Origin of the sequence: Mycolicibacterium thermoresistibile, from assembly GCF_900187065.1 — a bacterium.
GTDB classification, from domain to species: domain Bacteria; phylum Actinomycetota; class Actinomycetes; order Mycobacteriales; family Mycobacteriaceae; genus Mycobacterium; species Mycobacterium thermoresistibile.
Window position 1 is genome coordinate 4,247,771 of record NZ_LT906483.1, and the last position, 22,732, is coordinate 4,270,502.

Annotated in this window: 21 protein-coding genes; 11 read left to right on the top strand and 10 right to left on the bottom strand. The window is 68.4% G+C overall.

Translation table 11 applies throughout. The features are described from left to right. Positions 1-2: 2 nt before the first annotated feature. Positions 3-1,655: a medium/long-chain-fatty-acid--CoA/3-oxocholest-4-en-26-oate--CoA ligase gene (locus CKW28_RS20075; protein WP_003926325.1), complete on the bottom strand. Its 1,653-nt coding sequence runs from the start codon at positions 1,653-1,655 to the stop codon at positions 3-5. 70 nt (positions 1,656-1,725) lie between these two features. Between CKW28_RS20075 and CKW28_RS20080 the strand changes: the two genes are divergently transcribed. Both CKW28_RS20080 and CKW28_RS20085 read left to right on the top strand, forming a co-directional pair. Continuing rightward, positions 1,726-2,526: a crotonase/enoyl-CoA hydratase family protein gene (locus CKW28_RS20080; RefSeq protein WP_003926326.1), complete on the top strand. Its 801-nt coding sequence runs from the start codon at positions 1,726-1,728 to the stop codon at positions 2,524-2,526. A 156-nt stretch (positions 2,527-2,682) separates the two neighbouring features. Beyond that, on the top strand, positions 2,683-3,519 hold the full coding sequence (locus CKW28_RS20085; protein WP_003926327.1) for a type IV toxin-antitoxin system AbiEi family antitoxin: 837 nt from the start codon (positions 2,683-2,685) through the stop codon (positions 3,517-3,519). 173 nt (positions 3,520-3,692) lie between these two features. Here the strand turns inward: CKW28_RS20085 and CKW28_RS20090 are convergent, their stop codons facing one another. Continuing rightward, complete coding sequence (locus tag CKW28_RS20090; RefSeq protein ID WP_003926328.1) at positions 3,693-4,895, bottom strand: cytochrome P450; 1,203 nt, start codon at positions 4,893-4,895, stop codon at positions 3,693-3,695. A 35-nt stretch (positions 4,896-4,930) separates the two neighbouring features. On the opposite strand from CKW28_RS20090, the gene CKW28_RS20095 reads away from it, so the two are divergent. Then, positions 4,931-5,653: an acetoacetate decarboxylase family protein gene (locus CKW28_RS20095; RefSeq protein WP_040547179.1), complete on the top strand. Its 723-nt coding sequence runs from the start codon at positions 4,931-4,933 to the stop codon at positions 5,651-5,653. A gap of 22 nt (positions 5,654-5,675) precedes the next feature. On the opposite strand, the gene CKW28_RS20100 is transcribed toward CKW28_RS20095, so the two are convergent. After that, positions 5,676-6,707, bottom strand: coding sequence for an LLM class F420-dependent oxidoreductase (locus tag CKW28_RS20100; protein ID WP_003926330.1), 1,032 nt, complete (start codon positions 6,705-6,707; stop codon positions 5,676-5,678). 58 nt (positions 6,708-6,765) lie between these two features. On the opposite strand from CKW28_RS20100, the gene CKW28_RS20105 reads away from it, so the two are divergent. The 7 genes from CKW28_RS20105 (at position 6,766) to CKW28_RS20135 (ending at position 13,307) form a co-directional block, all read left to right on the top strand. Beyond that, positions 6,766-7,776, top strand: a complete 1,011-nt coding sequence (locus CKW28_RS20105; protein WP_040547181.1) for a Zn-ribbon domain-containing OB-fold protein — start codon at positions 6,766-6,768, stop codon at positions 7,774-7,776. 13 nt (positions 7,777-7,789) lie between these two features. Further along, positions 7,790-8,851, top strand: a complete 1,062-nt coding sequence (locus tag CKW28_RS20110; protein WP_003926332.1) for a thiolase family protein — start codon at positions 7,790-7,792, stop codon at positions 8,849-8,851. Continuing rightward, the gene (locus CKW28_RS20115) at positions 8,848-10,026 is read left to right on the top strand and encodes a thiolase family protein (protein ID WP_003926333.1); all 1,179 of its coding nucleotides are present in this window, start codon (positions 8,848-8,850) and stop codon (positions 10,024-10,026) included. Before CKW28_RS20110 ends, CKW28_RS20115 begins: the two co-directional genes overlap by 4 nt. Before the next feature lie 228 nt (positions 10,027-10,254). Continuing rightward, the gene (locus CKW28_RS20120) at positions 10,255-10,833 is read left to right on the top strand and encodes a hypothetical protein (RefSeq protein ID WP_003926334.1); all 579 of its coding nucleotides are present in this window, start codon (positions 10,255-10,257) and stop codon (positions 10,831-10,833) included. Between the two features lie 125 nt (positions 10,834-10,958). Beyond that, positions 10,959-12,167, top strand: coding sequence for a 3-ketosteroid-9-alpha-monooxygenase, oxygenase component (locus CKW28_RS20125; RefSeq protein WP_003926335.1), 1,209 nt, complete (start codon positions 10,959-10,961; stop codon positions 12,165-12,167). Continuing rightward, a complete protein-coding gene (locus CKW28_RS20130) occupies positions 12,164-12,625 on the top strand; it encodes a hypothetical protein (protein WP_003926336.1) in 462 nt (153 codons plus the stop codon). Before CKW28_RS20125 ends, CKW28_RS20130 begins: the two co-directional genes overlap by 4 nt. A gap of 16 nt (positions 12,626-12,641) precedes the next feature. Continuing rightward, positions 12,642-13,307, top strand: coding sequence for a sensor domain-containing protein (locus tag CKW28_RS20135; RefSeq protein ID WP_003926337.1), 666 nt, complete (start codon positions 12,642-12,644; stop codon positions 13,305-13,307). An 18-nt stretch (positions 13,308-13,325) separates the two neighbouring features. Here CKW28_RS20135 and CKW28_RS20140 read toward each other — a convergent pair whose 3' ends face one another. From CKW28_RS20140 to CKW28_RS20150, 3 genes are read right to left on the bottom strand one after another with little or no spacing between them, the layout of a single operon-like run. Next, a complete protein-coding gene (locus tag CKW28_RS20140; protein WP_003926338.1) occupies positions 13,326-14,471 on the bottom strand; it encodes a sulfotransferase family protein in 1,146 nt (381 codons plus the stop codon). Then, complete coding sequence (locus CKW28_RS20145; protein WP_003926339.1) at positions 14,468-15,253, bottom strand: SDR family oxidoreductase; 786 nt, start codon at positions 15,251-15,253, stop codon at positions 14,468-14,470. Before CKW28_RS20145 ends, CKW28_RS20140 begins: the two co-directional genes overlap by 4 nt. Next, positions 15,250-16,377: a hypothetical protein gene (locus CKW28_RS20150; RefSeq protein ID WP_003926340.1), complete on the bottom strand. Its 1,128-nt coding sequence runs from the start codon at positions 16,375-16,377 to the stop codon at positions 15,250-15,252. The genes CKW28_RS20145 and CKW28_RS20150 overlap by 4 nt, the downstream gene beginning before the upstream one ends. Positions 16,378-16,478: 101 nt before the next feature. Between CKW28_RS20150 and CKW28_RS20155 the strand changes: the two genes are divergently transcribed. Further along, positions 16,479-17,420 (top strand): IclR family transcriptional regulator, encoded by a 942-nt coding sequence (locus CKW28_RS20155; protein WP_003926341.1) that lies wholly within the window; start codon positions 16,479-16,481, stop codon positions 17,418-17,420. On the opposite strand, the gene CKW28_RS20160 is transcribed toward CKW28_RS20155, so the two are convergent. The 4 genes from CKW28_RS20160 to CKW28_RS20175 all read right to left on the bottom strand — a co-directional run bounded on the left by CKW28_RS20160 (position 17,417) and on the right by CKW28_RS20175 (position 22,637). Then, positions 17,417-19,510: a RecQ family ATP-dependent DNA helicase gene (locus CKW28_RS20160; RefSeq protein ID WP_003926342.1), complete on the bottom strand. Its 2,094-nt coding sequence runs from the start codon at positions 19,508-19,510 to the stop codon at positions 17,417-17,419. The genes CKW28_RS20155 and CKW28_RS20160 overlap by 4 nt on opposite strands. Before the next feature lie 293 nt (positions 19,511-19,803). Next, positions 19,804-20,862, bottom strand: coding sequence for a 4-hydroxy-2-oxovalerate aldolase (dmpG, locus tag CKW28_RS20165; RefSeq protein WP_003926343.1), 1,059 nt, complete (start codon positions 20,860-20,862; stop codon positions 19,804-19,806). Continuing rightward, positions 20,859-21,803: an acetaldehyde dehydrogenase (acetylating) gene (locus tag CKW28_RS20170; protein WP_003926344.1), complete on the bottom strand. Its 945-nt coding sequence runs from the start codon at positions 21,801-21,803 to the stop codon at positions 20,859-20,861. Before CKW28_RS20170 ends, dmpG begins: the two co-directional genes overlap by 4 nt. A 48-nt stretch (positions 21,804-21,851) precedes the next feature. Then, complete coding sequence (locus CKW28_RS20175; RefSeq protein WP_003926345.1) at positions 21,852-22,637, bottom strand: 2-keto-4-pentenoate hydratase; 786 nt, start codon at positions 22,635-22,637, stop codon at positions 21,852-21,854. Positions 22,638-22,732: the final 95 nt, after the last annotated feature.

A 22,732-nucleotide genomic window follows, 5' to 3' on the forward strand; every position in this document is an offset into this window, starting at 1 on the left:
GACTACTTCGCTCCTCCACCGGCGCCGGCGTGGCTGCTGTGCACCTCGTCCGGCTCGCGGGCCTCGGTCTGTTCCTTCGCCCAGCGGTAATCCGGCTTGCCGGCCGGGGTGCGCTGAATCTCGTCGACCCACCAGATCTTGCGCGGCACCTTGTATCCGGCGATCTCCTGGCGCACGAACGCGTCCAGATCGGCCAGGGTCGGGTTGGTGCCGGGCCGGCGCTGCACCACGGCGGCCACGCACTGGCCGAAGCGTTCGTCGGGCACGCCGACCACCAGCGCGTCGAACACGTCGGGATGGCCCTTGAGCGCACCCTCGACCTCTTCGGGGTAGATCTTCTCGCCGCCGCTGTTGATCGACTGTGAACCGCGGCCCAGCATCGTCACAGTGCCGTCGGCCTCGACCGTGGCCCAGTCGCCCGGGATCGCATAGCGCACCCCGTTGATGGTCTTGAACGTCTCGGCGGTCTTCTTCTCGTCCTTGTAGTAACCCAGCGGGATGTGGCCGCGTTTGGCGATCAGGCCGCGCACCCCGGAGCCGGGCTTGACCTCGTTGCCGTCCTCGTCGAGCACCACGACGTTCTTGTCGATGGTGACCCGCGGACCACCGGTGTGGGTCTGCCCCTTGGTGACCACACTCGAACCGCCGAACCCGGTCTCCGAGGAGCCGATCGAGTCGGTGATGATCCGGTTCGGCAGCAGTTCGAGCAGCTGATCCTTGAGGCTCGGCGAGAACAGTGCCGCGGTGCTGGCCAGCAGGAACAGATTCGACAGGTCGTAGTTCGCGCCCGGCGCGGTGAGCGCGTCGACCAGCGGCCGGGCCATCGCGTCGCCGGTGAAGAACAACAGGTTGACCTTGTGCTTCTCACAGGTCCGCCACACCTCGGCCGGGTCGAACTCCGGCGCGAGCACCACGGTGCCGCCACCGAACAACGCCATCCAGGTCGCCGACTGGGTGGCACCGTGGATCATCGGCGGGATCGGGTAGCGGACCATCGGCGGGTTCTCCTTGGCCTGCCTGGCGTGGTCGTACTCGTCGGCCACGTACTCGCCGGTGGCGAAGTCGATGCCGCCCAGCAGCACCCGGTAGATGTCCTCGTGGCGCCACATCACGCCCTTGGGGAAGCCGGTGGTGCCGCCGGTGTAGAGCAGATAGATGTCGTCGGCGCTGCGCGGGCCGAAGTCCCGCTCGGGCGAGCCCTGGGCCAGCGCGGCCTCGAACTCCACCCCGCCGTAGCGCTGGTAGTCCAGATCGCTGCCGTCCTCGATGACCACGATGGTCTTGACCTTCGGAGTCTCCGGCAGCACATTGGCCACCCGGTCGCTGTACTGACGTTCGTGGACGAGCGCGACCATGTCGGAGTTGTCGAACAGGTAGCGCAACTCGGCCTCGACGTAGCGGAAGTTGACGTTGACCGCGATGGCGCCGGCCTTCACACAGGCCAGGGCGGCGACCACGATCTCGTTGCGGTTCCGGCAGTACAGGCCGACCTTGTCATCCTTCCGCACCCCCTGGTCCAGGAGGTAGTGCGCCAGCCGGTTGGCCTTTTCCTCCAGTTGGGCGTAGGTCAGTTGATCGTCGCCACAGATCAGCGCGACGCGGTCGGGAACGGCATCGATTGCGTGCTCGGTGAGGTCGGCGATGTTGAGGGCCACGCACCCAAATTAGAACGTGTTACATTTTCTGACAAGTCGCTGACTCGAGCGCAGGAAGGTGGACCAACCCGTGAGCGCACTCGGATCGCAGCCGCACGCTCTCATCGAGCAACGCGGCCACACGCTGATCCTGACACTGAACCGGCCCGAAGCGCGCAACGCGCTGTCGACCGAGATGCTCGCCACCATGGTCGAGGCCTGGGACCGTGTCGACAACGACCCGGAGATCCGGACGTGCATCCTCACCGGCGCGGGCGGTTACTTCTGCTCCGGCATGGACCTCAAGGCCGCGACGGCCAGGCCGCCCGGCGACTCGTTCAAGGACGGCAGCTACGACCCGTCGACGATCCCCGCGCTGCTCAAGGGCCGGCGGCTGACCAAACCGCTGATCGCCGCGGTCGAGGGTCCGGCCATCGCCGGCGGCACCGAGATCCTGCAGGGCACCGACATCCGCATCGCCGGGGAGAGCGCGAAATTCGGGATCTCCGAAGCGAAGTGGAGCCTGTATCCGATGGGTGGGTCGGCCGTGCGGCTGGTGCGCCAGATCCCCTACACCATCGCCGCGGATCTGCTGCTGACCGGCCGGCACATCACCGCCGCCGAGGCCAAGGAGATCGGGCTGATCGGCTACGTCGTGCCGGACGGCACCGCGCTGGACAAGGCGCTGGAGATCGCCGAGGTGATCAACAACAACGGTCCGCTGGCCGTGCAGGCGATCCTGCGGTCGATCCGGGAGACCGAGGGCCTGCCGGAGAACGAGGCGTTCAAGATCGACACCAAGATCGGCATCGAGGTGTTCCTCTCCGAGGACGCCAAGGAGGGCCCGCGGGCGTTCAAGGAGAAGCGCAAGCCGGTCTTCAAGATGAAGTAACCGCGCACCCGACCGGATTACGTCCCTAGAGCCACTTCCCTTCCCATCCGCCCTTCCCTTGGGCCGAACGTGCATTCCGTGCGGTGATCCGGCGGATTTTCCGCACGGAATGCACGTTCGTGAGGGGGTGTCGGTGGCCGCTGGCACGCTCCGGCCATGGGGCACCCGTTCATCGGCAGTGCGGCGCTGGCCGCGGGGCAGCTGACGTCACACGCGCTGCGCAGCCGATTCGTCGCCGTCTACCGGGATGTCTACGTCCCCCGCGGAACCGAGATCACCGCGGAGGTCCGCGCCCGGTCGGCATGGTTGTGGTCGCGGCGACGCGGTGTGGTGGCGGGTCAGTCCGCGGCCGCACTGCACGGCGCGAAATGGGTCGACCCGCGTCGCCCCGCTGAACTCCTCTGGCCGAACCGACGGCCGCCCGACGGCATCCGCACCTGGTCGGACCGGGTGACCGACCTCGAGATCGACGTCGTCGACGGCGTGCCGGTCACCACACCGGCGCGTACCGCACTCGACCTCGCCTGCCGGTATCCGCAGGACCGCGCCGTCGCGGCCATCGATGCGCTGGCCAATGCGACGCGTCTGAAGCTGGCCGACATCGAACTGATCGCCGAGCGGTTCCGCGGCCGTCGTGGAATCCGTGACGCCCGTGCGGTTCTCGACCTCGTCGACCCCGGAGCCGAGTCACCCAGGGAGACCCGGCTGCGGCTGTTGGTGATGCGCCACGGATTCCCCCGCCCGCAGACCCAGATCCCGATCCACGACGAATACGGCCGGCTCGTCGCGGTCGTGGACCTGGGCTGGGAGGACCTGAAGATCGCCATGGACTACGACGGTCATCACCACCGCGATCCGGACCGATTCAACCGGGACATCCGCCGCCACGACGAGATCACCGAACTCGGCTGGACGCACCTCCGGGTGACGTCCCGGGACACCGACGGCGGTGTCATCCGGCAGTTGCAGACCGTCTGGGCCCGGCGAACGTGAAACCGCTGCGGAAAACCGCGCCGCGCGCCGCACGGAATGCACGTTCGCGAGGAGACGGCGCCGGTTGCGTGAAGTCCCCGAGTGTTCTCTCTTGACGCCCGAAATGCCGTTGATCCCGTATCGGTTTCACCGACTCCTTGCGATCGGCCCGATCCACGGTTTGCCGCGCACCGCTACGCCGACACCGGTTCGGTCGGGGTGAACACCACCGGCATGGCCTCCGGGCCGCTGACGAAGTTCGCCGGCCGCAGCGGCAGCGGGTCGTCGGAGGCCAGCCGCAGATCGGGCAGCCGCTGCAGCAGCCGGCGCAGCATCAGCGTCAGTTCCAGCCGGGCCAGCTGGTTGCCCAGGCAGAAATGGGTGCCGAAGCCGAACGCGATGTGCGGGTTGGGATCCCGGTCGATCCGGAAGTCATCGGGATTCTCGAAAACCGTCTCGTCGAAGTTGGCCGACTCGAACAGCAGCAGCATCTTCTCCCCCTTGCGCAGCTGGGTGCCGTGGAACTCGGTGTCGGCCGTCAGCGTGCGGCACATGTTCTTCACCGGGGAGGTCCAGCGCAGCATCTCCTCGATGGCGCCGGGCACCAGGTCCGGATCGTTCCGCAGCCGCTGCCACTGATCCGGGTGGCGCAACAGCTGTTCGACGCCGCCGGAGAGGGTGTGGCGGGTGGTCTCGTCACCGCCGATGAGGATCAGCAGCGTCTCGAAGACGATCTCCTCGTCGCTCATCCGCTGCCCCTCGACCTCGGCGTTGATCAGGATGCTGAACAGGTCGTCGGTGGGCTCGGCGCGGCGCTTGCCGATGATCTCCATCGTGTAGGCGGTGTAGCCGGCGAACGCGTCCATCACCGCCTGAACGGTCGCCTCGTCGGCGGTGGTGCTGAGGCCGGTCACCAGATCGTCGGACCATTTCAGCAGCTGACCGCGGTCCTCCGGCGCCACCCCGAGCATGTCGCCGATCACCGCCATCGGCAGCGGCGCGGCGATGTCGCGGACGAAATCGCACTCGCCGCGTTCACAGACGTTGTCGATCAGGGTGTCGCACAGGCGCGCGATCGAGTCCTCCCGGTCGCGCACCCGCTTGCGGGTGAAGCCGTGGTTGACGAGTTTGCGCCGGACCAGATGCTCGGGATCGTCCATGTCGATCATGTACGGCATCCCCGGATGTTCGGGCCGGATCCCGCCGGTGTTGGAGAACAGTTCCGGATTGCGTTCCGACTCGATGATCGCCTGATAGGTCGCGGCGGCGGCCAGGCCGTTGCGATCGCGAAAAACCGGCTGGTTCTGCCGCATCCACCGATACGCCGCACGGGCCGAGGCGCTGTCGGCGTAGAACCGACCGTCGGTGAGATCGATGTCGGGAGCGGTACTCGTCATCTGATTAGCCTCCGGAACGGATTACAGTGAGCGGCATGTCTGTTTCACAGCACACCATTGCTGGAACCGTGCTTACCATGCCGGTCCGGGTTCGGAAGGCAGATGTCCATACTGCGATGTTTTCGGTCTCCGCCGATGCCGCACAACGGATGATCGACTACAGCGGGCTCGAGGTCTGCCAGTACCGGCCGGGCAAGGCGGTGGTGAACCTGATGCTGGCCCGCTACTTCGACGGCGATCTCGGCCAGTACCACGAGTTCGGCACCGCGGTGATGGTCAACCCGCGGGGCTCGCACGGGCACGGCCTGAAGGCGTTCGGCCGGGCGGCGGCGTTCATCCACCACCTGCCGGTCGATCAGGACTTCACCCTCGAGGCCGGGCAGAAGATCTGGGGTTTCCCCAAGATCATGGCGGACTTCACCGTGCGTGACGCCGGCACGTTGTTCGGGTTCGACGTGCGCGAGGGCGACGAGCTGATCGCGAGCATGGACTTCGCCCGCGGCCTGCCGGCGCCCGCCCGCCTCACCGCCAAGCCGCGCACCCTGCAGGCTTACACCTTCGCCGACGGCACCACCCGCGAAGTTCCCTGGGAGATGAGGGTTTCGGGGCTGCGGGGGCGGCCCGGCGGCGTCACGCTGCGGCTCGGCAGCCACCGCTACGCCGACGAACTGCGGTCGCTGGGGCTGCCGAAGAAGGCCATGTTCAGCGGCTCGGTCGCCAATGTGGAGATGACCTTCGGCGACGCCGTCCAGATCTAGGGCCGCCGGAGATGTCGGAGCTCTAGATCAGGGCGGCGAGGTCGCGGATCTGCTCGACCGAGCGCGCCCCGACGACCATCATCGTCACCCCGGCCGCCTCCCACGCCGCGATCTGCTTGCGCACGTAGTCGATGTCGCCGACGATCGCGGCGTCGTCCACCAGCTCGTCGGGAATGACCTTGGCGGCCTCGTCTTTGCGGCCCGACCGGAACAGCCTGGTGACGTCGTCGACGACCTCGGAGTAGCCCATCCGCCGGTACACGTCGGCGTGGAAGTTCATCTCCTCGGCGCCCATCCCGCCCATGTAGAGCGCCAGGAACGGCTTGATCATCTCCATCGTGCCGGCGCGGTCGTCGGTGATGACGACCTGCGCCGTCGCGCAGATCTCGAAGTCCTCGCGGCTGCGGCGGGCGGTCGGGCGGGCGAAGCCCTCGTCGAGCCACTCGTTGTACATGTCGGCCAGCCGCGGCGAGTAGAAGATCGGCAGCCAGCCGTCGGCGATCTCGGCGGCCAGGGCGACGTTCTTGGGCCCCTCGGCGCCGAGCATGATCGGGATGTCGGCGCGCAGCGGGTGGGTGATCGGCTTGAGCGCCTTGCCCAGCCCGGTGGTGCCCTCCCCGGTCAGCGGCAGCGGATAGTGCGGCCCGGCGCTGGTCACCGGCGCCTCCCGCGCCCACACCTGGCGGATGATGTCGATGTACTCCCGGGTGCGCGCCAGCGGTTTGGGGAACCGTTGGCCGTACCAGCCCTCGACGACCTGCGGGCCGGACACCCCGAGGCCGAGGATGTGCCGGCCGCCGGACAGGTGATCCAGCGTCAGCGAGGCCATCGCGCACGCGGTCGGGGTGCGGGCGGACAGCTGCACCACCGAGGTACCCAACCGCATCCGGGTGGTCTGCCGCCCCCACCAGGCCAACGGGGTGAACGCGTCCGACCCCCACGCCTCCGCGGTGAACACGGTGTCGAAGCCGGCCTCCTCGGCGGCAGCCACCAGCTCAGCGTGGTTTTCCGGGGGTTGTGCACCCCAGTATCCGAGCTGAAGTCCCAATTTCATTAGTCTGCCTCCCGACCGATCCTTGCCACGATTCCTAGAACCTGTTCTACTCAATGCTGTGACAGCCAGCCAAAGCCGCCCGGCCTCGACAGATCATCGAGAGCCGCCACTTTCTGCGCCCCTGAAACTGTCCTTCGACTACACCCGTTCAGTCGGACCCGTCCTCAGTCAGTTCTTCACCGCCCTGCGTGAACGCCGCATCGTCGGCGTGCGGGGGTCGGACGGACGGGTGCACGTGCCTCCTGCCGAGTTCGACCCGGTCACCTATGAACGGCTGACCGAGATCGTACCGGTGAGCAGTGTGGGCACCGTGGTCTCCTGGACCTGGCAGTCCGAGCCGGTGGAGGGGCAACCGTTCGACCGGCCGTTCCCCTGGGCGCTGATCAAACTCGACGGCGCGGACACCCCGATGCTGCACGCCGTGGACGTCGAGAGCGCCGACGCGTTGTCCACCGGCGCCCGGGTGCGCGCGCACTGGGTCGACGAACCGGTCGGCGCGATCACCGACATCGCCTACTTCACCCTCGGTGACGAACCCGAACCGGCGCCGGACGGCCCCGCCGACGAACGGGATCCGGTCACCATGCTGGTCACGCCGATCAACATCGAGATCCAGCACTCCGCATCGCATCCGGAAAGCGCCTATCTGCGCGCGCTGCAGGAGGGCAGACTGCTCGGCGCGCGGACCCGGCGCGGCCGCGACGGCAAGCCGGGCAAGGTGTACTTCCCGGCCCGCGAAGCCGATCCGGCCACCGGGCTGCAGCTCGATGAGTTCGTCGAACTGTCCGACAAGGGCACCGTGACGACGTTCGCGATCGTCAACATCCCGTTCGCCGGGCAGCGCATCAAACCGCCCTACGTCGCGGCGTACGTGCTGCTCGACGGGGCCGACATCCCGTTCCTGCATCTGGTCACCGAGGTCGACGCGTCGGAGGTCCGGATGGGCATGCGGGTGGAGGCGGTGTGGCGGCCCCGGGAGGAGTGGGGCCTGGGCATCGACAACATCAGCCACTTCCGCCCCACCGGCGAACCCGACGCCGACTACGAGACCTACAAACACCACCTGTAAAGGGACTTTTCGCATGACCGAACGTTCAGTCGCGGTCGTCGGATTCGCGCACGCACCGCACGTCCGCCGCACCGACGGAACCACCAACGGCGTCGAGATGCTGATGCCGTGTTTCGCCCAGCTCTACGACGAACTCGGGATCAGCCAGCGCGACATCGGCTTCTGGTGCTCCGGTTCGTCGGATTACCTTGCCGGGCGCGCCTTCTCGTTCATCTCTGCGATCGACTCGATCGGCGCGGTGCCGCCGATCAACGAGTCGCACGTCGAGATGGACGCGGCCTGGGCGCTGTACGAGGCGTACATCAAGATCCTGACCGGCGAGGTCGACACCGCGCTGGTGTACGGCTTCGGCAAGTCCAGCGCCGGCGACCTGCGCCGGGTGCTGGCGTTGCAGACCGATCCGTACACGGTGGCGCCGCTGTGGCCCGACTCGGTGTCGATCGCCGGCCTGCAGGCCCGTCTCGGGTTGGACGCCGGGAAGTGGACCGCCGAGCAGATGGCCCGGGTGGCGCTCGACGCGATGGCCGCCGCGCCGCGCACCGACTCGGTGCCGCCCGCCGAAACCGTCGACGAGCTGCTGTCCCGCCCGTACTTCGCCGATCCGCTGCGGCGGCACGACATCGCGCCGATCACCGACGGTGCGTCGGCGATCGTGCTGGCCGCCGGGGACCGGGCCCGTGAGCTGCGGGAGAACCCGGCCTGGATCACCGGCATCGAGCACCGCATCGAGACCCCGGTGCTCGGCGCGCGCGATCTCACCACGTCACCGTCGACGGCGGCCTCGGCACAGGCGGCCACCGGCGGCGACGCCGGGTCGATCGAGGTGGCCGAACTCCACGCCCCGTTCAGCCATCAGCAGCTGATCCTCACCGAGGCGATCGGCCTGGGCAGCGGGACGAAGGTGAACCCGTCGGGCGGGGCACTGTCGGCGAACCCGATGTTCTCGGCGGGCCTGGAACGCATCGGCTTCGCCGCCCGGCACATCTTCGACGGCTCAGCCCAACGGGTGCTCGCGCACGCGACGAGCGGGCCTGCGCTGCAACAGAATCTGGTGGCTGTGTTGGAGGGCAAATGACCAAGCAACTCGCCGCGGTGCTGGGCACCGGGCAGACCAAATACGTCTCCAAGCGCCACGACGTGTCGATGCACGGTCTGGTGCGGGAGGCCATCGACAGGGCTCTGGCGGACTCCGGTTCGACGATGGACGACATCGACGCCGTCGTGGTCGGCAAGGCGCCGGACTTCTTCGAGGGCGCGATGATGCCCGAACTGTTCCTGGCCGATGCGGTCGGGGCGACCAACAAGCCGATGATCCGGGTGCACACCGCCGGATCGGTGGGCGGTTCGACCGCCGTGGTGGCCGCCAGCCTGGTGCAGTCCGGCAAGTACCGCCGGGTGCTGTCGATGGCCTGGGAGAAGCAGTCCGAGTCCAACGCGATGTGGGCGCTCTCCATCCCGGTGCCGTTCACCAAACCGGTCGGCGCCGGCGCCGGCGGCTACTTCGCCCCGCATGTGCGGGCCTATATCCGCCGGTCCGGGGCGCCGACCCACATCGGCGCGATGGTGGCCGTCAAGGACCGGCTCAACGGCGCCCGCAACCCGCTGGCCCACCTGCAGCAGCCTGACATCACCCTGGAGAAGGTGCTCGACAGCCAGATGCTGTGGGACCCGATCCGGTTCGACGAGACCTGCCCGTCCTCGGACGGCGCGTGCGCGGTGGTGATCGGTGACGAGGCCACCGCCGACGCCCGGGTGGCCGACGGGCATCCGGTGGCCTGGATCCACGCCACGGCGCTGCGCACCGAACCGCTGGCGTACGCGGGCCGCGACCAGGTCAACCCGCAGGCCGGCCGGGATGCGGCCAAGGCGCTGTGGGAGGCGGCCGGGATCACCAACCCGCTCGAGGAGATCGACGTCGCCGAGATCTACGTGCCGTTCTCCTGGTTCGAGCCGATGTGGTTGGAGAACCTCGGTTTCGCCGCCGAGGGCGAGGGCTGGAGACTCACCGAGGCCGGTGAGACGGCGATCGGCGGCAAACTGCCGGTCAACCCGTCGGGCGGGGTGTTGTCGTCCAACCCGATCGGCGCGTCGGGCATGATCCGGTTCGCCGAGGCCGCGATCCAGGTCATGGGCAAGGCCGGCGACCACCAGGTGGAGGGCGCCCGCAAGGCGCTCGGGCACGCCTACGGCGGCGGCTCGCAGTACTTCTCGATGTGGGTGGTGGGCGCCGACAAGCCGGTTCTCCGATGATGTCGGGGTGACGATTCCGGCGTGACAGATTTTCAGGTGACGCCGGACACCTGCGACGACCGACGCGCGGCGGTCTGCGGCCGGTGATCGGCCTGTACGTTGGGGAACTGAGACCGAACGTCCCCGACGGAAAGCAGAAGCGATCCCGTGCTTGCAGACCGCCGTACCGTCAAGTTCATATCGATAGCCGCTGCAGCGCTGATCGGTGTCGCCACCGCGGGGTGCGAGATGCCCGAGACCCCGGTGGGCGCCGGGGGCGATTTCCAGCAGGAGTCGACCACCACGTCGCCCCAGGACAGATCGGGTCAGGCCAAGCCGACGACCGGTTCCGGAGACACCGCCGACACCTGCGACTACTCACAGTTGCTGCTGCAGCCCAACGACCTCAGTGACGGTGAGGACACCTTCACCGTGCGCTCGACGAACCCGGCTCCGGACGGGCTCGCCGGCGCCAGCGCGCTGTTCGTCAACACCGACGACACCCGGGCGATCTCCAACACGATCGTGATCTATCCGGACGCCCGGACGGCGACCCGCACGCTGCGTGAGGGACTGCCCCAGATCGACAGTGTGATCACCGGCGGCACCCCCCAACCGGTGCCGGTCGGCACCGACGGCACCATGATCGTCGGCACCTCGGCCGACGGCACCAAGGCGGCCACGCTGCTGATGTTCACCGAGGGTCCGGCGCTGGCCCAGCTGCAGTTCGAGAGCGCGTTGGGCGACGTCACCGACGAGCGTTATGTGATCAGTGCCGGGAAGATGCAGCAGATCGCGCTGCGCACCGGCCTGGGCCTGTGCGGTTAGCCGGCTAAAACTCGTTCAGATTCGGCCGATGGCGGGTATGCCGCAGGTCACGCGGCAAACATTGCCAGAGCGAGGCCGAAAACTGTAACGTGTTCTAGTTAGAAGCTACGAGTTGGAGGCGCGAGGTGAGTACCCACACCGCCGGCAGCAGCGGCATCCGTGAGATCGACACCGGCACCCTGCCGGACCGGTACGCCCGAGGCTGGCATTGCCTGGGCCCGGTGGAGAACTTTCTGGACGGCAAGCCCCACGGCATCCGGGCCTTCGGCACCAAGCTGGTGGTGTTCGCCGATTCGTCGGGCGAACTGAAGATTCTCGACGCGTACTGCCGCCACATGGGCGGTGACCTGTCGCAGGGCACCATCAAGGGTGACGAGGTGGCCTGCCCGTTCCACGACTGGCGCTGGGGCGGCGACGGCAAGTGCAAGCTGGTGCCCTACGCCAAGCGCACCCCGCGGCTGGCCCGCACCCGCGCGTGGCACACCGACGTCCGGGGTGGGTTGCTGTTCGTCTGGCACGACCACGAGGGCAACCCGCCGCAGCCGGAGGTGCGGATCCCCGAGATCCCGGAAGCGCACAGTGACGAGTGGACCGACTGGCGGTGGAACTCGATCCTGATCGAGGGCGCGAACTGCCGCGAGATCATCGACAACGTCACCGACATGGCCCACTTCTTCTACATCCACTTCGGGATGCCGACGTACTTCAAGAACGTCTTCGAGGGCCACATCGCCAGCCAGTACCTGCACAACGTGGGCCGGCCCGACGTCGGTGACCTGGGCACCGCCTACGGCGAATCCCACCTCGACTCGGAGGCGTCGTACTTCGGGCCGTCGTTCATGATCAACTGGCTGCACAACACCTACGGCGAGTTCAAGGCCGAGTCGATCCTGATCAACTGCCACTACCCGGTGACGCAGGATTCGTTCGTGCTGCAGTGGGGCGTCATCGTCGAGAAGCCCAAGGGCCTGGACGACGAGACCACCCAGAAGCTGGCCGACGCCTTCACCGACGGGGTGAGCAAGGGCTTCCTGCAGGACGTCGAGATCTGGAAGCACAAGACCCGCATCGACAACCCGCTGCTGGTCGAGGAGGACGGCGCGGTCTACCAGATGCGGCGCTGGTATCAGCAGTTCTACGTCGACGTCGCCGACATCACCCCGGACATGACCGACCGGTTCGAGATCGAGGTCGACACCACCGCGGCCGTCGAGTACTGGACCAAGCAGGTCGAGGAGAACCTGGCCCGCCAGGCCGAGGAGAAGAAGGCCGAGAAGGCCGGGGACGCCCGGACGGAGAACGCGACCAGACAGGGAGCCGATCAGTCGTCATGACCTCCGACGGCGGGCAGCGACCCGATGTCGACCGGCTCGCCCGGTCGATGCTGCTGCTGCGCGGTGTGCACGACGACGAGCACCACCATCCGGTCGCACCCGAGGGGCCGGCCGGGCCCTGGTCGAAGGCGCCGCGACTCCCGGCGGACCGGGCGGCGGCGCTCGAGGAGGCGACCCGACGGGACCGCGAGCGGTACCTGACATCCGGTCTGGTACCCATCGACTGCCGGTTCTGCCATGTCACCGTGCAGGTCAAGAAACTCGGCCCGACCCACACCTCGGTGCAGTGGAGTTCAGAGGCGACCCGCCGCTGCGCGCACTTCACCGAGATCCGCGAAGCCGGCGGGGATCCGGCGCGTGTCCCGACCTGCCCGCGGCTGGCGGACAGCATCAAACACGCGGTCGCCGAAGGGGTGCTCGACGAGGTGCCCTCGGCGCCGCCCCCGGGTGACGGCTGACTCCTACACTGACCGCATGCGGCTGACCCCCACCAGGCTGACCCGGGCCGGGGCGGTGGCTGCGCTGCTGGCGGTCGTCGCGTGCGGCTGCACCCGCACGCTCGACACCGCGACCCCCGATCCGGGCGGCCCTCCGGTGGCGCCGATCACCGCCGGACAGGTCGGCGACCTGCTGAGCCCGGAGGTGGCCGGCGGTGAGGGCAGCCTGTTCACCACCGTCGAACCCGAGGACTGCGCCGGGGTGGCCCGGGAGGTGGATCCGCCCTTCATCGAGGACTTCGACCCGGCGGCCACCACCGGTGGACACTGGCGCGACGACGTCGGGGGCGGAGTGGTGATCGAGGAGATGGTCGGGGTGTACCGGGCCGACTTCGATCCGCAGGAGGCGCTCGCCCGGGCGCGGCAGACCATCGACTCCTGCCGGGACGTGCCGATCACGGTCACCGCGATGAGCGGCGACACCTACGACTTCCGGCTGTTGCCCCCGGTGGACTCCGGTTCGCCGGACATCCTGGTGTGGGCGTTCCGGGCCGACAACTGGGCGTGTGACAACACGCTGGTCGCCGCGCACAATGCGGCCGTCGAGATCACCACCTGCAGTCGCACCGGCGGCTACGACGTGCTGTCGCTGGCGCAGCAGGCGCTCAAACGCATCGAGGCCCTGGCGAACACCACGGTCTAGACCGGCCGACAGACCGGCTCACAGACCCGAGAAAGCGTCGCGCACCGATTCGGCGGTGAGGCCGTAGTCGGCCAGCGAGTAGCTGTGCCGGGGTGCCCGCGGTCCCCGCTGACTCTCGGTGTGCAACCGGGTCATGGCGTCGCGGGCCGCGTCGGTGAACTCGAGGCCGAAATGCCGGTAGATCCCCTCGACGGTGCCGATCGGATCCTTGACGAAGTCGGCGTACTCGACGTCGTGGAACTGTGCCGGGTCGTAGTTGGCCCGGGCCTCGTTGAACAACCGCAGACCCCGCGTCCAGGTCTCCATGGCGTCCGCACCGATCTGCGCGCCGACGAAGGTGTTCGACCAGCCCGCCGTGGTGTGCTGCGACAGTGAGCACATCGACGCCATGATCGTCTCGGCCGGCCGGTGGCACTGCACGACCAGCGCGTCCGGATAGGTGGCGAACAACGCGTCGAGGGCGAACAGATGGCTGGGATTCTTGAGCACCCAACGCTTCTCGACGTCATTGAGGCCGATGAGCTGCAGGTTGCGGCGGTGCCGCTGATACGGTTTGGTCCAGTCCTGCCGGGCCAGCCAGCGCGCGTAGCTGGGCACGTGGGCGAGCGTCTCGTAGGACACCGAATGCACCGACTGACGCAGCAGCTGCCAGCACTCCTCGACCTCACCGGCGGTCATGAAGTGCAGCCCGGTGTAGTCGGGGTTCTCCTGGTGGGCCTTGGTGAACTGGGCCTCGAGCTGCCGGTAGATCGGGTTGTCGGGCCAGGTCTCCCGCGGCGGGCGGGGTTGCGGGAACTCCGCCAGCCACAGTTCCAGTCCCTGGTGGGCGGGGTCGGCCGCCAGCAGACGGTGCAGTGCGGTGGTGCCGGTGCGGGGTAACCCGGTGACGAAGATCGGCCGTTCGATCACCACGTCGGCGTGCTGCGGGTACTGCTTCCACGCGGCCTCGCTGACCAGCCGGGCGACCAGCGCGTTGCGCAGGAAGAACCGCGACATCTTGCTACCCAGCTCGGTGAGGTCGGCCTCGCGCTGATAGGAGTCGAGCAGCACCGCGAGCGCTTCTTTGTAGTTGTCGTCGTCGCTGCCGAAATCCTCCAGCCCGCAAGCCTTCACGGCGGAGGCGTGCAGATCCTCGACGGTCCCGACATCGGTACGGGGTGTCATACCTTGTACTCCCCGCAGTTGACGTCCAGCGTCTGGCCGGTGATCCCGCTGGACAGGTCGCTGGCGAAGAACAGGATCGCCGAGGCGACCTCGTCCTCGGTCGGCAGCCGTTTGAGGTCCGACTGCGCCGCGGTGGCCTGGTAGATCTGGTCCACGGTGGTGTTGTACTTGCCGGCCTGGTGCTGGAAGTAGCCCTTGAGGGTCTCCCCCCAGATGTAGCCGGGCACCACCGAATTGACCCGGATGCCCTGCTCCCCCAGCTCGCTGGCCAGCGACTGTGACATCGCCAGCAGGGCGGCCTTGGCCATCTTGTAGGCGCCGTACTTGGGCTGGGAGTGCCGGATGACCATCGAGTTGACGTTGACGACCGATCCGTTGGCCTGCGCCAGCGCCGGGGTGAGCGCCTGGGTGAGCCGCAACGCCCCCAGCACGGTCAGTTCGATCGCCTCGCGGATGTGGTCGAACCCGGTGTTGGCCAGCGGTTTCATCGACGGCACCCGGAACGCGTTGTTGATCAGCACGTCCACCCGGCCGTAGGCCTTGTTCGTCTCCGCGACCAGGTTGGCCACCTGCGCCTCGTCGGTGATGTCGGTGGGCACCGCCACCGCCCGCCGACCGGTCGCGGTGATCTGCCCGGCCACCTCCTCGAGTCGTTCGGCGGTGCGGGCGGCGAGCACCAGATCCGCACCCGCCGCCGCGCAGCGGCGTGCCAGCGTGGTGCCCAGCGCCGGACCCACCCCGCTGATCACCACGACCTTGTTGTCGAGGCTCAACATCGTCATCCCAACATCCTGTTCGCGATCTGAATCTGGCGCTGCGCGATCCGCGCCCGCCAGGCCTCCTCGGAGATCCGGTTGCTCTCGTAGTACGGCAGCGCCGCGGGCACCTGATCGAAGTCCACCACCTCGACGGTCGGCCCGTCGGCCTCGGTCAGCGGCCGCGACACCCGCTGCCAGCGGAACTGCATGATGCCGCGGCGGTGGCCCAGCGTCTCCACCCAGTTGGTCACCCCCGGGTTGGCCTCGGACACCACGATACGGATCCTGCCGTCCGGATCCGCCTGCGCCTGAGTGGCGTTCAGCGATGTCTGGTGGTTGATGTAGTCCAGCGAGATGTACCAGAGGCTGCCCAGCTGGAATCCGAGATAGGGGGCGTCGGAGACCGGCACGGTGATGATCATGGCCTGATCGGGTTCGAGTTCGTAGTGGCCGGCCGACGAGTACTGGGTGGACAGACCGCCGGGGGTGAGCCGCGGCGGGACCATCGTGTTGACCGGGATGTTGAAGTAGAACCACTGCGGGAACTGCAGCCAGGTCTTGACCCGCTGCACCAGCTGTCTGCCGGCGACGGCGTAACGCTTCTCGATGGTACGGCGGGTCGGCGGCGGCGGCGCGGTCCCGGCGGTGTCGGTGCGGGCGATCGCGATGGTGCCGCGCTGTTGCGACCAGTCGCCGTACACCTCGCGAATCACCAACTGGGACGGCTGCTCCGGGGTGAACCGCCATTCGAAACGCCCGTCCTCGCCGATGTCGAGTTCGCGGTCGTCGAACGCGGCCTGACTCTCCGGCACCCCCTCGTCGGTGTACTCGCCGCCGAGCAGCTGGAAGCTCAGGTCGGTGGTGGTGCCGCGGGTGCCGGTGACGACGTACTCGTGTCCGGGCAGCACCCGGGTACCGAAGTACAGCGTGTCCGGGTTGTCCAGGCCCATCTTGGTGAACGGCCCGGTGCCGCTCTGCAGGAACGGATGGTCGCGTTCGTAGTCGAACGCCAGGTGGATGCAGGCCGAGATGCAGCCGGCCAGATAGTGCAGCCCCTCCAGCAGATCCGCCTCGGTCTCGATGTGCGGGGCTTCGGTGACGATCCGCTCGGCTTCGGCGATCGCGTCCAGTAACGGCTGGGAGTACATCCGAGCACCTCTCATGGTCCAATATTGGACCGGGCCGGTAGATTATCTACGAGCCTGACATTAGAACGCGTTCTAACCGTGCGTCAACCGGAGGTGTCCGAATGGTCGAAACCGGCCCGGTCGGCCGCACCTCCCCTCCCACCGAGCGGGTGGTGCAGGTGCTGGAGCTGCTGGCCCGCCACCCGCATGAGCGGTTCGGCGCCTCCGAGGTGGCCCGCCGGCTGAACCTCAGCAAGCCCACCTGCCTGGGCATCCTCGCCACGCTGGCGCGGCATGGCTACGCGGTACGCGAACCGACCGACAAGACCTACCGGCCGGGGCCGGCGCTCATCGCACTCGGCCATGCCGCGCAGGAGTCGCTGCGGGTCAGTCCCGACGCCCGCGCCCAATTGCGCGAGCTGTCCGGCGCCTTCGGTGGCACCGCGGCGCTGTCCGCGGTCGTCGACGACCGCATCACGGTGCTGGAACTGGTGGCCCCGCCGGGCGCCACGCCGCCGGTGCACGTCGGGCAGAGCTACCCGTTCGCCCCGCCGGTCGGGCTGATGTTCGTGTTGTGGGACGACGAGGCGGTGACGGCCTGGCTGGCCAAGGAGCCGACGATCCCGCTACGCACCGACAGTGAGCGGTTACAGCGGGTCATCGCCGAGTGCCGCGCCGACGGCTACCTGGTCGAACGGCAGACCCCGGCCGGCCAGCGGCTCTACACGTTGATGGCCGGCATGTCCGCCACCCTGCCCGAGGAACTGCGGGCGCTGTTCGGGGAGATGGTGTCCGACATCGGCGAGCGGGTGTATCTGCGTTCCGAGCACTCCCCGGCGGGCGGTGCGAAGTTCGACATCAGCGTGATCTCCGCCCCGGTGTTCGACCGGGACCACCGCCAGGTGATGGTCACATCGCTGCACGTCGGAGATGCGCTCTCGGAGAACGAGATCCGCCGTCGGGCACGGGCGGTGGTCGCGACCGCCGACGCGGTGACACGCCAGCTCGGCGGTGCGAAACCGCGCTGGGCCGGGCTCACCGACCCCGGGCGGCGCGTCCGCTAGTTGATGGCCGCCAGCGCGAACGGCAGCACCTCGGCGGCGCCGGCCTGACGCAGCGCCCGGGCCGCGGTGGTGAGCGTCCACCCGGTGTCGGTGACATCGTCGACCAGCAGCACCGGGCCGCCGACGGCGGCCAGCGTCGCGGAATCCGGCGACTCCCAGCAATCGTGCAGCGCGGCGACCCGGTAGGCGGAATTCGCGGCGCGCACCGGGCGGTGTTCGGGGCGGTAGCGCAGCGTGCCGAGGTCGGTCAGCCGGCCCAGCTTCGCCAGCCGCGCCGCCACGGATCGGATCAGCCGCGGATGACTCACCGAATCCACCGCGATGACGGCGGCCGGCCGGGCCGCCCAGTTCCAGGCCGCCAGCACGTCGACGGCGGCACGCAGCACATCGTCGGGCACCTCGCCGTCCGGCCCGTCCAGCAGCGCCCGCAGCCGGGGCCCCCACCCCAGGTCGGTCAGCCGGCCGATGACCCGGCCGGGCGCGGCGGCGGTGATCCGTCCGGTGAGCTGGACACCCAGCTTCGGCAGGCCGGTCGGCCACTGTTTGCGCGGGGTGATCTCCACCCCGGGGCGCAGCAACTGCTGTCTGGTCGCGTCCGCCGCAGCGGCGTCGACATCGGCCGAATACCGGCGGCCGGCGCAGTTGTCGCACCGCCCGCAACGTTCCCCGTCACGCAATTCCGGATCGTCGAGCTGACTGCGCAGGAACGACATCCGGCACGCGTCGGTGTCCAGGTAGTCCAGCATGGCCTGTTGTTCGCCGCGGCGGGCCTCGTCGAGGCGGCGGTAGCGCTGTTCGTCGTACTCCCAGGGTGCGCCGGTGCTGACCCAGCCGCCCTTGACCCGGCGCACCGCGCCGTCCACGTCGAGCACCTTCAGCACCATCTCCAGCCGGCTGCGGTTGAGGTCGACCAGCGGCTCCAATGCGGGTGTCGACTGCGGACGGTCCGGTTCCAGCGCGTCGATCACCTTGCGCACCACGGCTTCCGACGGGAACGCCACCGAGGCGAAGTAGCGCCACACCTCCTGATCCTCCGGGCCGGGCAGCAGGATCACCTCGGCCGACGCGCCGTCCGCCAGGGCCCGGCCGGCCCGCCCGACCTGCTGGTAGTAGGCGATCGGTGAGGACGGCGCTCCCAGGTGCACGACGAAACCCAGGTCGGGTTTGTCGAATCCCATCCCCAGGGCCGAGGTGGCGACCAGCGCCTTGACCCGGTTGGCCAGCAGATCGGCTTCCAACTGCTCGCGTTCGGCGGCCTCGGTGGCTCCGGTGTAGGCGGCCACCTCATGGCCCTGTTCGCGCAGCACGGCCGCGACGTCATGGGCCTGGGCGACGGTCAGGGTGTAGACGATGCCCGATCCGGGCAGCGATCCGAGGTGCTGGGCCAGCCACGCCGCACGCTGGGCCGGGTTGCCGACCTTGACCACCGACAACCGCAGCGATTCGCGGTCCAGCCCGCCGCGGAGCACCAGGGTGTCCGGATCGCCGACGCCCAGCTGGGCGACGACGTCCCGCACCACCCGGTCATTGGCGGTGGCGGTGGTGGCCAGCACCGGGATGTCGCGGCCGAGTTCGGCGATCAGGGTGCGGATGCGCCGGTAGTCGGGCCGGAAGTCGTGTCCCCAGTCCGAGACGCAGTGCGCCTCGTCGACCACCACCAACCCGGCGTCGCGAGCCAACGCCGGAAGGACGTTGTCGCGGAAGTCGGGGTTGTTCAACCGTTCCGGGCTCACCAGCAGCACGTCGACCGCGCCGTGGAGCACCCGCCGGTGGATGTCGTCCCAGTCGGCGACATTGCTCGAGTTGATGGTCGCGGCCCGCACACCCGCGCGTTCGGCCGCCGCGACCTGATTGCGCATCAGCGCCAGCAGCGGAGACACGATCACCGTCGGGCCCAGCCCGTCGCCGCGTAGCAGTTTGGCCGCGATGAAGTACACCGCCGACTTGCCCCATCCGGTGCGCTGGACGACCAGCACCCGTTTCCGCCGCACCACGAGGGCCTCGATCGCGGCCCACTGATCGTCGCGCAACGTGGCCTGCGGCCCCGCCAGTCGCTCGAGCAGGGCCTGGGCCTGTTCCCGGGTCGCCATGGCACCATCGTGCCCGGCGCCGCCGACAACCGGTGGCTCGACCTGTCGGGTGCCGTCGGCCCGGCGCCGGGAGTTCCCCCACGACCCCTCGTCCGGCGATCGCCGTCACGTGGTCAACCCCCGGCGCCGGGTTCGGCGGCCGTCGAAACGGCCATCGACAGTGTCCGGCCGCCGGGCCGGGACGCGATAGCGTAGTGCGCTACTCGATTCGCGCCGCGCAGGCGGATTTGTGTAACGGTGTGGCGGGAAATCGGCGTTCACACCGCCACAGCGTTACGCAACGCGCTCGTCTGCTAGGCCGTGCTCCCGGCCTGCTCCTCCAGTTCGCGCTTGATCTCCAGCGCGATGTCGATGAGCTGATCCTCCTGACCGCCGATCAGCTTGCGCTGGCCCGCGCGGTGCAGCAGTTGGTGCGCGGGCACCCCGTAGCGTTCGGACTGGCGAATGGCGTGCTTGAGGAAGCTGGAGTACACGCCCGAGTAGCCCATGATCAGGGCGTTGCGGTCGAGCAGGCATTCGGACGGCATCGCCGGTGCGACGACCTCCTCGGCGGCGTCGGCGATGTCGAAGAAGTCGATCCCGGTCTTGACGCCGACCTTGTCGAACACCCCGATCAGCGCCTCCACCGGCGCGTTCCCGGCGCCGGCACCGAACCGGCGGCAGGATCCGTCGATCTGTTTGGCGCCGGCGCGCACCGCCTCGACGCTGTTGGCGACACCCAGCCCCAGGTTCTCATGGCCGTGGAAGCCCACCTGGGCGTCGTCACCGAGTTCGGCCACCAGCGCGGCCACCCGGTCCCGCACCCCCTCGAGCACCAGCGCACCCGCGGAGTCGACGACATAGACGCACTGACAGCCGGCGTCGGCCATGATCCGGGCCTGCTCGGCGAGCTTCTCCGGCGGAATGGTGTGGGCCATCATCAAAAAACCCACGGTCTCCAGGCCCAGTTCGCGGGCCAGCCCGAAGTGCTGGATCGACACATCGGCCTCGGTGCAGTGGGTGGCGATCCGGCAGATCGAACCGCCGTTGTCCTGCGCCTCCTTGATGTCGTCCTTGGTGCCGACCCCCGGCAGCATCAGGAACGCGATCTTGGATTCCTTGGCCGTCTCGGCGGCCAGCTTGATCAGCTCCTGCTCCGGGGTCTTGGAGAACCCGTAGTTGAAGCTCGATCCGCCCAGCCCGTCGCCGTGGGTCACCTCGATGACCGGGACACCCGCGGTGTCCAGCGCCGCGACGATCGAGCGCACCTCGTCCTTGGTGAACTGATGCCGTTTGTGGTGCGACCCGTCCCGCAGTGACGTGTCGGTGATCCGCACGTCCCAGACCGGGTTGAAGAAAATGTCGGTCGTCATGCCTGGCCTCCTGCCGTGGCTGTCAGCGACTCCCTGGCGATCTCCTCGCCCACCTTGGTGGCCGCGGCGGTCATGATGTCCAGATTCCCAGCGTAGGGCGGCAGGTAATCTCCCGCACCCTCCACTTCGATGAAGGTGGTGACCAGGTGGTTGCCCCCGTTCACCACCGACGGCTCGTCGAACTGCGGTTCGTTGAGCAACCGGTAGCCGGGCACGTAGGTCTGCACCTCGGCGACCACATCGTGGATCGACTCGGTGATCGCGTCGTGGTCGGCGTCCTCCGGGATCGCGCAGAAAATGGTGTCGCGCATGATCATCGGCGGCTCGGCCGGGTTGAGGATGATGATCGCCTTCCCGCGCTGGGCGCCGCCGATCGTCTCCACACCCTTGCTGGTGGTCTTGGTGAACTCGTCGATGTTGGCCCGGGTGCCCGGCCCCGCCGACACACTGGCCACGCTGGCCACGATCTCCGCATACGGCACGGTCCCGCCGTGCGCGGCCACCGCCCGGACGACGGCATGCACGATCGGGATGGTGGCCTGCCCGCCGCAGGTGACCATGTTGACGTTCGGTGCGTCGAGATGCTCGCGCAGATTGGCCGGGGGAATGACGCCGGGGCCGACGGCGGCCGGGGTCAGGTCGATCGCCCGGATCCCGGCCTCGGCGTAGCGGGGAGCCGCCTCCCGGTGCACATAGGCGCTGGTCGCCTCGAACACGATGTCGGGTTTCTCGTCCTGGGCGAACAGCCAGTCGACACCCTCGTGGGAGGTCTCCAGGCCGAGCTTGCGGGCTCTGGCCAGCCCCTCGGAGGCGGGATCGATGCCGATCATCCACCGCGGTTCCAGCCAATCCGACCGCAGCAGTTTGTACAGCAGGTCGGTGCTGATGTTCCCGGACCCGACGATCGCGGCCTGGAGTTTGCGGCCCGTCGTGGCTGTCATTGCGATCCCCTCAGTAATGAAACGTCGTTCAGAAGTCGTCGTTCACCGTCATTCGAAGCTCAGCTGAACCGAACCTAGTCCGCTGAAGTCGGCGACGAAATGGCTGCCGGCAGGTGCGTCTATCGCACGTGTGCACGAGCCCGGCAACACGATGTCGCCGGCCTTCAGCCGCACGCCGAAGCTGTCCACCTTGCGCGCCAGCCAGGCCACCGCGGTCACCGGATTGCCCAGCACCGCATCGCTGCGGCCCTGCGCGACGACCTCGCCGTTGTTGGTCAGCGTGGCCTCGATGGTCGTGATGTCGATCTCCTCGGGCGACACCCGCGCCTCACCGAGCACCCAACCGGCCGAGGAGGCGTTGTCGGCGATGGTGTCGCACAGCTTGATCTTCCAGTCGGTGATGCGGGTGTCGATCAGCTCGATCGCCGGCGCGAACGCCTCGGTCGCGGCCAGCACGTCCTCCTCCGTGCAGTCCGCCCCCGGCAGATCGGCGGCCAGGATGAAACCCACCTCGACCTCGACCCGCGGATACAGGTAGTTCGCGGATTTCACCGGCTTGTCCTCGAACACCTGCATATCGTCGAGCAGATGCCCGTAGTCCGGTTCGTCCACACCCATCATCTTCTGCATGGCCTCGCTGGACAGGCCAACCTTGTGTCCCACCACGCGGGCACCTTCGGCGACCCGCTGCCGGATGTTGATCAGCTGGATCTCGTAGGCATCGACGACATCGATGCCGGGGTGCCGATCGGTCAGCGGCGTGATCGGAACGCGGCTGCGTTCGGCTTGTGCGAGTTCGGCCGCCAACTGTTCACGGACCTGGGCACTGAGCATACGCGCTACTTTCCTTCGTCCTCGGCCCGTTTCCTCAACCGGGCGGATTGTGCCTCAGTTGTTTGAATGCCGGGCAATTCTATAACGTGTTCTAC

What these genes read in the sequence shown, in the direction of transcription:
- CKW28_RS20085 (WP_003926327.1), top strand. Translation starts at nt 2,683, where the DNA reads ATGGGGCACCCGTTCATCGGCAGTGCGGCGCTGGCCGCGGGGCAGCTG.
- CKW28_RS20090 (WP_003926328.1), bottom strand. Translation starts at nt 4,895, where the DNA reads ATGACGAGTACCGCTCCCGACATCGATCTCACCGACGGTCGGTTCTAC.
- CKW28_RS20095 (WP_040547179.1), top strand. Translation starts at nt 4,931, where the DNA reads ATGTCTGTTTCACAGCACACCATTGCTGGAACCGTGCTTACCATGCCG.
- CKW28_RS20100 (WP_003926330.1), bottom strand. Translation starts at nt 6,707, where the DNA reads ATGAAATTGGGACTTCAGCTCGGATACTGGGGTGCACAACCCCCGGAA.
- CKW28_RS20110 (WP_003926332.1), top strand. Translation starts at nt 7,790, where the DNA reads ATGACCGAACGTTCAGTCGCGGTCGTCGGATTCGCGCACGCACCGCAC.
- CKW28_RS20115 (WP_003926333.1), top strand. Translation starts at nt 8,848, where the DNA reads ATGACCAAGCAACTCGCCGCGGTGCTGGGCACCGGGCAGACCAAATAC.
- CKW28_RS20120 (WP_003926334.1), top strand. Translation starts at nt 10,255, where the DNA reads ATGCCCGAGACCCCGGTGGGCGCCGGGGGCGATTTCCAGCAGGAGTCG.
- CKW28_RS20130 (WP_003926336.1), top strand. Translation starts at nt 12,164, where the DNA reads ATGACCTCCGACGGCGGGCAGCGACCCGATGTCGACCGGCTCGCCCGG.
- CKW28_RS20135 (WP_003926337.1), top strand. Translation starts at nt 12,642, where the DNA reads ATGCGGCTGACCCCCACCAGGCTGACCCGGGCCGGGGCGGTGGCTGCG.
- CKW28_RS20140 (WP_003926338.1), bottom strand. Translation starts at nt 14,471, where the DNA reads ATGACACCCCGTACCGATGTCGGGACCGTCGAGGATCTGCACGCCTCC.
- CKW28_RS20145 (WP_003926339.1), bottom strand. Translation starts at nt 15,253, where the DNA reads ATGACGATGTTGAGCCTCGACAACAAGGTCGTGGTGATCAGCGGGGTG.
- CKW28_RS20150 (WP_003926340.1), bottom strand. Translation starts at nt 16,377, where the DNA reads ATGTACTCCCAGCCGTTACTGGACGCGATCGCCGAAGCCGAGCGGATC.
- CKW28_RS20155 (WP_003926341.1), top strand. Translation starts at nt 16,479, where the DNA reads ATGGTCGAAACCGGCCCGGTCGGCCGCACCTCCCCTCCCACCGAGCGG.
- CKW28_RS20160 (WP_003926342.1), bottom strand. Translation starts at nt 19,510, where the DNA reads ATGGCGACCCGGGAACAGGCCCAGGCCCTGCTCGAGCGACTGGCGGGG.
- dmpG (WP_003926343.1), bottom strand. Translation starts at nt 20,862, where the DNA reads ATGACGACCGACATTTTCTTCAACCCGGTCTGGGACGTGCGGATCACC.
- CKW28_RS20170 (WP_003926344.1), bottom strand. Translation starts at nt 21,803, where the DNA reads ATGACAGCCACGACGGGCCGCAAACTCCAGGCCGCGATCGTCGGGTCC.
- CKW28_RS20175 (WP_003926345.1), bottom strand. Translation starts at nt 22,637, where the DNA reads ATGCTCAGTGCCCAGGTCCGTGAACAGTTGGCGGCCGAACTCGCACAA.